Source organism: Microbacterium maritypicum MF109, assembly GCF_000455825.1.
Lineage (GTDB): Bacteria > Actinomycetota > Actinomycetes > Actinomycetales > Microbacteriaceae > Microbacterium > Microbacterium maritypicum_A.
Genome location: NZ_ATAO01000200.1, coordinates 1 through 258, shown reverse-complemented (window position 1 = coordinate 258; position 258 = coordinate 1). Strand labels below are relative to the sequence as shown.

Genomic DNA, 258 nt, shown 5'->3' with positions numbered 1-258 from the left:
GGACGGCCACCTCTCCATCTTGGCCCTGTTCCTGGACGGCGGCGTCAGGTGCGGGATCAGCGCGTCGACCTGATCGGCCACACCGCGAACGCGCCGAGCACCGACAGGACTATGCCCACGGGGAAGAGCCCGGCGAAGCCGAATGCGATCACGATCAGACCCGAGACTCCGGGGGCCAGCGTCTGGGGCAGGGTGGCCGCGATGTTCACGACCCCGAGGTCTTTCGCGAACGACTGCGCCGAGGGGAGCACCTCGCTC

Annotated in this window: 1 pseudogene; it reads right to left on the bottom strand. The window is 69.0% G+C overall.

The features are described 5' to 3' along the window. Nucleotides 1–56: 56 nt before the first annotated feature. A pseudogene (locus L687_RS34095) lies at nucleotides 57–258 on the bottom strand (MFS transporter); the annotation flags it as partial.